The 6,286-nt window shown below is 60.4% G+C and carries 6 protein-coding genes; 3 read left to right on the top strand and 3 right to left on the bottom strand.

What is annotated here, in order from left to right; genetic code table 11:
* Positions 1–143 precede the first annotated feature (143 nt).
* Both ACODSJ_RS10535 and aptA read right to left on the bottom strand, forming a co-directional pair.
* The gene (locus ACODSJ_RS10535) at positions 144–1,637 is read right to left on the bottom strand and encodes a CoA-acylating methylmalonate-semialdehyde dehydrogenase (RefSeq protein ID WP_489101670.1); all 1,494 of its coding nucleotides are present in this window, start codon (positions 1,635–1,637) and stop codon (positions 144–146) included.
* 73 nt (positions 1,638–1,710) lie between these two features.
* Entirely contained in the window at positions 1,711–3,060 is a 1,350-nt protein-coding gene (gene aptA / locus ACODSJ_RS10530; protein ID WP_489101669.1) for an omega-aminotransferase AptA, read from the bottom strand.
* A 122-nt stretch (positions 3,061–3,182) separates the two neighbouring features.
* Here aptA and ACODSJ_RS10525 point away from each other — a divergent pair, with 122 nt between their 5' ends.
* The 3 genes from ACODSJ_RS10525 (at position 3,183) to ACODSJ_RS10515 (ending at position 5,454) form a co-directional block, all read left to right on the top strand.
* A complete protein-coding gene (locus ACODSJ_RS10525) occupies positions 3,183–4,103 on the top strand; it encodes a LysR family transcriptional regulator (RefSeq protein ID WP_489101668.1) in 921 nt (306 codons plus the stop codon).
* A 111-nt stretch (positions 4,104–4,214) separates the two neighbouring features.
* Entirely contained in the window at positions 4,215–4,865 is a 651-nt protein-coding gene (locus ACODSJ_RS10520; protein ID WP_489101667.1) for a TetR/AcrR family transcriptional regulator, read from the top strand.
* Between the two features lie 7 nt (positions 4,866–4,872).
* Positions 4,873–5,454 (top strand): IMPACT family protein, encoded by a 582-nt coding sequence (locus ACODSJ_RS10515; protein ID WP_489101666.1) that lies wholly within the window; start codon positions 4,873–4,875, stop codon positions 5,452–5,454.
* A gap of 316 nt (positions 5,455–5,770) precedes the next feature.
* On the opposite strand, the gene ACODSJ_RS10510 is transcribed toward ACODSJ_RS10515, so the two are convergent.
* Positions 5,771–6,214 carry a hypothetical protein gene (locus ACODSJ_RS10510; RefSeq protein ID WP_489101665.1) on the bottom strand — a complete coding sequence of 148 codons (444 nt, stop codon included), beginning with the start codon at positions 6,212–6,214 and terminating at the stop codon, positions 5,771–5,773.
* Positions 6,215–6,286 lie beyond the last annotated feature (72 nt).

The raw sequence follows: 6,286 nt of genomic DNA, 5'->3' as shown, positions 1-6,286 counted from the left end.
CTTCGACTGCGCCGGAAGTGGGGCGAATTATAGAGATCCAGAATCTGCCGTCAACACCTTTTTTTCATATTTCTGTCACATCGGTCAAAAGCCCCCGAAAACAAAGAGGCCGGCACCAGGGTGCCGGCCTCTTTGTTCATTCATTACAAGCTAGGGAAAGCGAACTGCGAAGCCTCGTGGGTAGCGCGTTGCGGCCAGCGCTGGGTGATGGCCTTGCGACGAGTATAGAAACGCACCCCGTCCGGACCATAGGCGTGCAGGTCACCGAACAGCGACCGCTTCCAACCACCAAAGCTGTGATACGCCACTGGCACCGGCAATGGAACGTTGACCCCGACCATGCCCACTTCAATCTCGTCGCAGAACAACCGCGCAGCCTCGCCATCGCGGGTAAAGATGCAGGTGCCATTGCCATACTCGTGATCATTGATCAGTTGCATCGCCTCTTCCAGGCTGTTGACCCGGACAATGCACAACACCGGCCCGAAGATCTCTTCTTTATAGATACGCATCTCGGGGGTCACGCGGTCAAAGAGGCAGCCACCCAGGAAGAAGCCCTCTTCGTGCCCGGTCACGCTCAAGCCACGGCCATCGACGACCAGCGAAGCACCCGCCGCCACGCCATCTTCTATATAGCCACTGACCTTGTCCCGATGCTGACCAGTCACCAGCGGCCCCATGTCCAGCCCGCACGATGTGCCAGCGCCGATCTTCAGGGCCTTGATGTTTGGCACCAGCTTGCTTACCAGAGCATCGGCCACCTGGTCGCCGACACACACCGCCACCGAGATCGCCATGCAACGCTCGCCGCAGGAACCATACGCCGCCCCCATCAGTGCGTTGACGGCGTTGTCCAGGTCGGCATCCGGCATCAATACCGCGTGGTTCTTAGCCCCGCCCAATGCCTGGACGCGCTTGCCGCGACGGGTGCCCTCGGCATAGATGTACTCGGCGATCGGCGTCGAGCCGACAAAACTCAGTGCCTTGACTTCCGGTGCTTCGATCAGCGCATCCACTGCAGCCTTGTCGCCATGCACCACACTCAATACGCCCTTGGGCAACCCGGCTTCCAACAGCAATTGGGCGATCAGCAACGTCGAGCTCGGATCGCGCTCGGACGGTTTGAGGATGAAGCAGTTACCGCAGACGATCGCCAGTGGGTACATCCACAGCGGTACCATCGCCGGGAAGTTGAACGGGGTGATGCCCGCCACCACGCCCAGGGGCTGGAAATCCGACCACGCATCAATGTTCGGGCCGACGTTGCGGCTGTACTCACCCTTGAGAATTTCTGGCGCTGCGCAGGCGAACTCGACGTTCTCGATACCACGCTTGAGTTCACCGGCCGCATCTTCCAGGGTCTTGCCGTGTTCCTCGCTGATCAGTTGGGCAATACGCGCCTCGTTCTGCTCCAGCAATTGCTTGAAACGAAACATCACCTGCGCGCGCTTGGCCGCTGGCGTCTTGCGCCAGGCAGGGAATGCCGCAGCGGCGGCGTCGATGGCCTGCTGGATCGTTGTGCGATCGGCCAATGGCACTTTATGGATCGCCTGGCCGGTGGACGGGTTGAACACATCAGCCGTACGGGCGCTGTCACTCAACAACTCGCCATTGATCAAATGCGGGATGAGACTCATGAGGAAACTCCAGAATTTATCCGCAGGCGCCCGGAGCCGGACGCCTGTCATTGAACGCTAAAAAGAAGAAACGTCAGTCGAGCTTGTTCAGCACTTCACCGACCGCGTCGAACAGACGATCCAGGTCTTGTGGCTTGCTGTTGAACGTTGGGCCGAACTGCAGGGTGTCACCGCCGAAACGCACATAGAACCCGGCTTTCCACAAAGCCATGCCGGCCTCGAACGGACGCACGATCGCATCGCCATCACGCGGCGCGATCTGGATCGCGCCGGCCAGGCCGAAGTTGCGGATGTCGATGACGTTCTTCGACCCCTTCAGGCCATGCAGGGCACTCTCGAAGTGCGGGGCGACTTCGGCCACGCTTTGCACCAGGTTTTCCTTCTGCAGCAGGTCCAGTGCTGCCAGGCCAGCCGCGCAGGCCACCGGGTGGGCCGAGTAGGTGTAGCCGTGGGGAAACTCCACCGCGTACTCGGGCGTCGGTTGGTTCATGAAGGTCTGGTAGATCTCGGAGCTGGCGATCACCGCGCCCATGGGGATCGCACCGTTGGTAACTTGCTTGGCGATGCACATAAGGTCAGGGGTGACACCGAAGCTTTCGGCGCCGAACATCGAACCGGTGCGGCCGAAACCGGTGATCACCTCGTCGAACACCAGCAGGATATTGTGCTGGTCGCAAATTTCCCGCAGGCGCTTGAGGTAGCCCTCAGGCGGAACCAGCACACCCGCCGACCCGGCCAGCGGCTCAACGAATACGGCGGCGATATTGGACGCATCATGCAGCTCGATCAGCTTCAACAGCTCATCGGCCAGGGCGATCCCGCCCTCTTTCGGCATGCCACGGGAATAGGCATTGCTGGCCAGCAAGGTGTGGGGCAAATGATCGACGTCCATCATCGCCTGCCCGAACAGCTTCCGGTTGCCGTTGACACCCCCCAGGCTGGTACCGGCGATGTTCACGCCGTGATAGCCACGAGCACGACCAATCATCTTGGTCTTGGTGGACTGCCCCTTGAGGCGCCAGTAGGCGCGAACCATCTTCACCGCCGTGTCGGCGCACTCGGAACCGGAGTCGGTGAAGAACACATGGTTGAGATTGCCCGGGGTCAGGCTGGTGATTTTTTCCGCCAGCTGGAAGGACAGCGGGTGGCCGTACTGGAAGCCCGGCGAATAATCCAGGGTGCCCAATTGCTTGGCGACTGCTTCCTGGATCTCCTTGCGAGTGTGCCCGGCGCCACAGGTCCACAGGCCCGACAGCGAGTCATATACTTTGCGCCCTTTGTCATCGACCAGCCAGCTGCCTTCGGCGGCAACGATCAGGCGTGGGTCGCGCTGGAAGTTACGGTTGGCGGTGTAAGGCATCCAGTGGGCATCAAGCTTGAGCTGGCTGGCCAGGGAGTTGGCCGCGTGTTCGGGCATGTTCATCGACAAAACCTCGCAGGATCATGAATGGCGTGGGTCAAAAGCGTTCTTGCAGCTAAGTTGCCACGGCGATAAAGTCGGTGAAATCCAACTTTTCTAACCTTCAGTCAGCGGATCACTAAACTATGAGCGTTCGCCGTCCCGATCCGCTGGCCCAAGTCAGCGACTTTGATATCCGCCTGTTGCGCATTTTCCGCAGCGTAGTGGAGTGCGGCGGTTTCTCTGCAGCGGAAACCGTGCTGGGCATCGGTCGTTCAGCCATCAGCCAGCAGATGAGCGATCTGGAGCAACGCTTGGGTTTGCGCCTGTGCCAGCGTGGGCGGGCAGGTTTTTCCCTGACGGAGGAAGGTCGAGAGGTTTACCAGTCGGCGTTGCAGTTATTGAGCGCCCTGGAAAGTTTTCGCACCGAGGTCAATGGGCTGCACCAGCATTTGCGGGGCGAGTTGACCATTGGCCTGACCGACAACCTGGTCACCCTGCCCCACATGCGCATCACTCACGCCCTGGCTCAGTTGAAGGAGCGCGGCCCCGACGTGCAGATCCAGATTCGCATGATCGCCCCCAACGAAGTCGAGCAAGGCGTGCTCGATGGCCGACTGCATGTCGGCGTGGTGCCCCAGGCCAGCGCCTTGTCCGGCCTGGAATATCAACCGCTCTACAGCGAACGGTCATTGCTGTATTGCGCGGTCGGACATCCGTTGTTCTACGTGGATGACCAGAAACTGGACGATGACCGCCTCAACCGCCAGGACGCCATCGCGCCGACGTTCCGCCTGCCGGCCGAGATCCAGGCGCATTACCAGGCCCTCAACTGCACCGCCAGCGCATCGGATCGCGAAGGCATGGCTTTCCTGATTCTCACCGGACGCTATATCGGTTACCTGCCCGATCACTACGCCAGCCTCTGGGTCCAGCAAGGCCGGCTGCGGGCCTTGAAGCCTGGGGCGCGTTTCTATGATCTGAGCCTGGCCTCGGTCACGCGCAAGGGGCGCCGCCCTCATTTGGTGCTGGAAAGCTTTCTCGAGAGCCTGGCGGCGACTCGTTGATGCACCCCAGGTGTGCAAATCGGCTTTATATAGAAGCGGCACTTGTCGGATCGCTGCCGGTACGCTATCAACGCATCTGCTTGTCCCTACAGACCCAGCCCGGAAATGCCCATGACCTTTGAAGTTCCTGCCCACGGTGGCAAGTCCACTGGCCGCATTCGTCAACAGAACGAAGAGACCATCCTCAAGGCCGCCGAAGATGAATTCGCTCGTCACGGATTCAAGGGCACCAGCATGAACACCATCGCCTTGAAGGCGGGGCTGCCCAAGGCGAACCTGCATTATTACTTCACCAACAAGCTCGGCTTGTACGTGGCGGTACTGAGCAACATCATCGAATTGTGGGACAGCACCTTCAACACCCTGACCGCCGAAGACGACCCGGCGCAAGCGCTGACTCGCTACATCCGCGCCAAGATGGAGTTCTCCCGTCGCCAGCCCCAGGCCTCGCGGCTCTTCGCCATGGAAGTGATCAGCGGGGGCGAATGCCTGACGGAGTATTTCAACCAGGATTATCGCGCCTGGTTCAAGGGGCGCGCGGCGGTGTTCCAGGCCTGGATCGACGCTGGCAAGATGGACCCGGTCGACCCGGTGCACCTGATTTTCCTGTTGTGGGGCAGCACCCAGCATTACGCCGACTTCGCCACGCAGATCTGCCGCGTGACCGGTCGCAGCAAGTTGACCAAGCAAGACATGCTCGATGCCGGCGACAACCTTATCCGCATCATTCTCAAGGGCTGCGGCCTGACACCCGTGCTGTAGGATCCCAATGCCTTTTACCCTTGCCGGCCTTTGCGAATACCGCGAAGAGATTCGCAAAAGCCGCTTCATCACCCTCGCCGCCCCCATCGGCAGCCCGGCCGACGCCCAGGCCTTCATCGAACAGCACAGCGACTTGAACGCCTCGCACAATTGCTGGGCCTGGAAACTGGGTGACCAATACCGCAGCAACGACGATGGCGAACCGGGTGGCACCGCCGGACGACCGATCCTGGCGGCCATCGAAGCCCAGGCCTGCGATCAGGTCGCGGTGCTGGTGATCCGTTGGTATGGCGGCATTCAACTGGGCACGGGTGGACTGGCGCGAGCGTATGGCGGCGGCGCGAACAAATGCCTGCAACAGGCCGAGAAAATCGAGCTGATCAGCCGCGTGGCATTGCGCTGTACCTGCGGGTTCGCCGAGCTGGCCCTGGTCAAGCTGCGGGTTGCCGAAAGCGGTGGCCTGGTGACGATGGAAGCGTTCACCGCCAACGGCGTGGCTTTGGAATTGGCCGTGGGTGAAGCACAGATCGACAAGCTGAACAGGCAGCTCGCCGACCTGAGTCGCGGGCGGATTCAGTTGGAACGATAATCCCGCTCACGCGGTGACAGTTGCCCACATCCACTGTGCACCCGGCTGTGGATAACCTGAGTACATTCCCTTGCAACCCTTCTGTCATGCGGGTTTGAGCGTACTGGTCATTTTTCATCCAAAGCGTTGCCTTCCTGATAAATCCACTCACAAAACAAGCGCTTGCAACGGTTTATCGCCTTTAGAAGAAAGCCGCGCACTCCTTATGCCCGGGTTTCTGGCTTGCGCACAATTACTGTGGAGCAACCTGTGGATAACCCGTTCATGGCTGACGCCGCCCCAAGAACGGCACGGCCCACAGCCCGGTGTTCATTTTTTAACCAGCCAATGACGAGCGCTGCGTGCCTGGCCGAGAGGGGGTTTGCTCATCACGGATGGGCAGGGCCTGCATGAGACCCCACGCCAATTCGAAGCACAGGAAAAGCCACAACACGGCAGACGCCCCATGGAGCAGCGCATAAAGCTGCCAAGTCGCGAACAGAAACCGCCCCATTGCATCGTAGCGTCCATACACCGACCGTGGATCGCGGATGCGCAACACCGCCCACACACAAACGATCGAACCCAGCAGGTTCGCCATCAACAGGTGCGCCGGCGCAAACGGCGGCAGCTCGCCCGGCAGGTCGAGGAGCCGGGTGGTGCTCGTCAAGAAGCCGTGCAGCGCGGCGAAACTCCAGGGCGTGGCAAATGCAGCGGTCACGATCAGGTCATACCAGGCGCTGCCGCGCACCAGTCGACGATATTGCATGGGGGTCCACATGGGCATTGCTCCAGATAATCGAGGAGCCAGGAGGTTAAAGCCTGGAGTATGCTCTAAGGTCAACCCTCGGAA

Source organism: Pseudomonas sp. FG6, from assembly GCF_057809015.1.
The sequence above is the reverse complement of the archived record's forward strand: the minus strand, read 5'-3'. Positions and strand labels throughout refer to the sequence as shown.

Bases quoted from the DNA above. Each gene is read 5' to 3' on its own strand.
- ACODSJ_RS10510 (WP_489101665.1), bottom strand. From the start codon at position 6,214: ATGTGGACCCCCATGCAATATCGTCGACTGGTGCGCGGCAGCGCCTGG.
- ACODSJ_RS10525 (WP_489101668.1), top strand. From the start codon at position 3,183: ATGAGCGTTCGCCGTCCCGATCCGCTGGCCCAAGTCAGCGACTTTGAT.
- aptA (WP_489101669.1), bottom strand. From the start codon at position 3,060: ATGAACATGCCCGAACACGCGGCCAACTCCCTGGCCAGCCAGCTCAAG.
- ACODSJ_RS10515 (WP_489101666.1), top strand. From the start codon at position 4,873: ATGCCTTTTACCCTTGCCGGCCTTTGCGAATACCGCGAAGAGATTCGC.
- ACODSJ_RS10535 (WP_489101670.1), bottom strand. From the start codon at position 1,637: ATGAGTCTCATCCCGCATTTGATCAATGGCGAGTTGTTGAGTGACAGC.
- ACODSJ_RS10520 (WP_489101667.1), top strand. From the start codon at position 4,215: ATGACCTTTGAAGTTCCTGCCCACGGTGGCAAGTCCACTGGCCGCATT.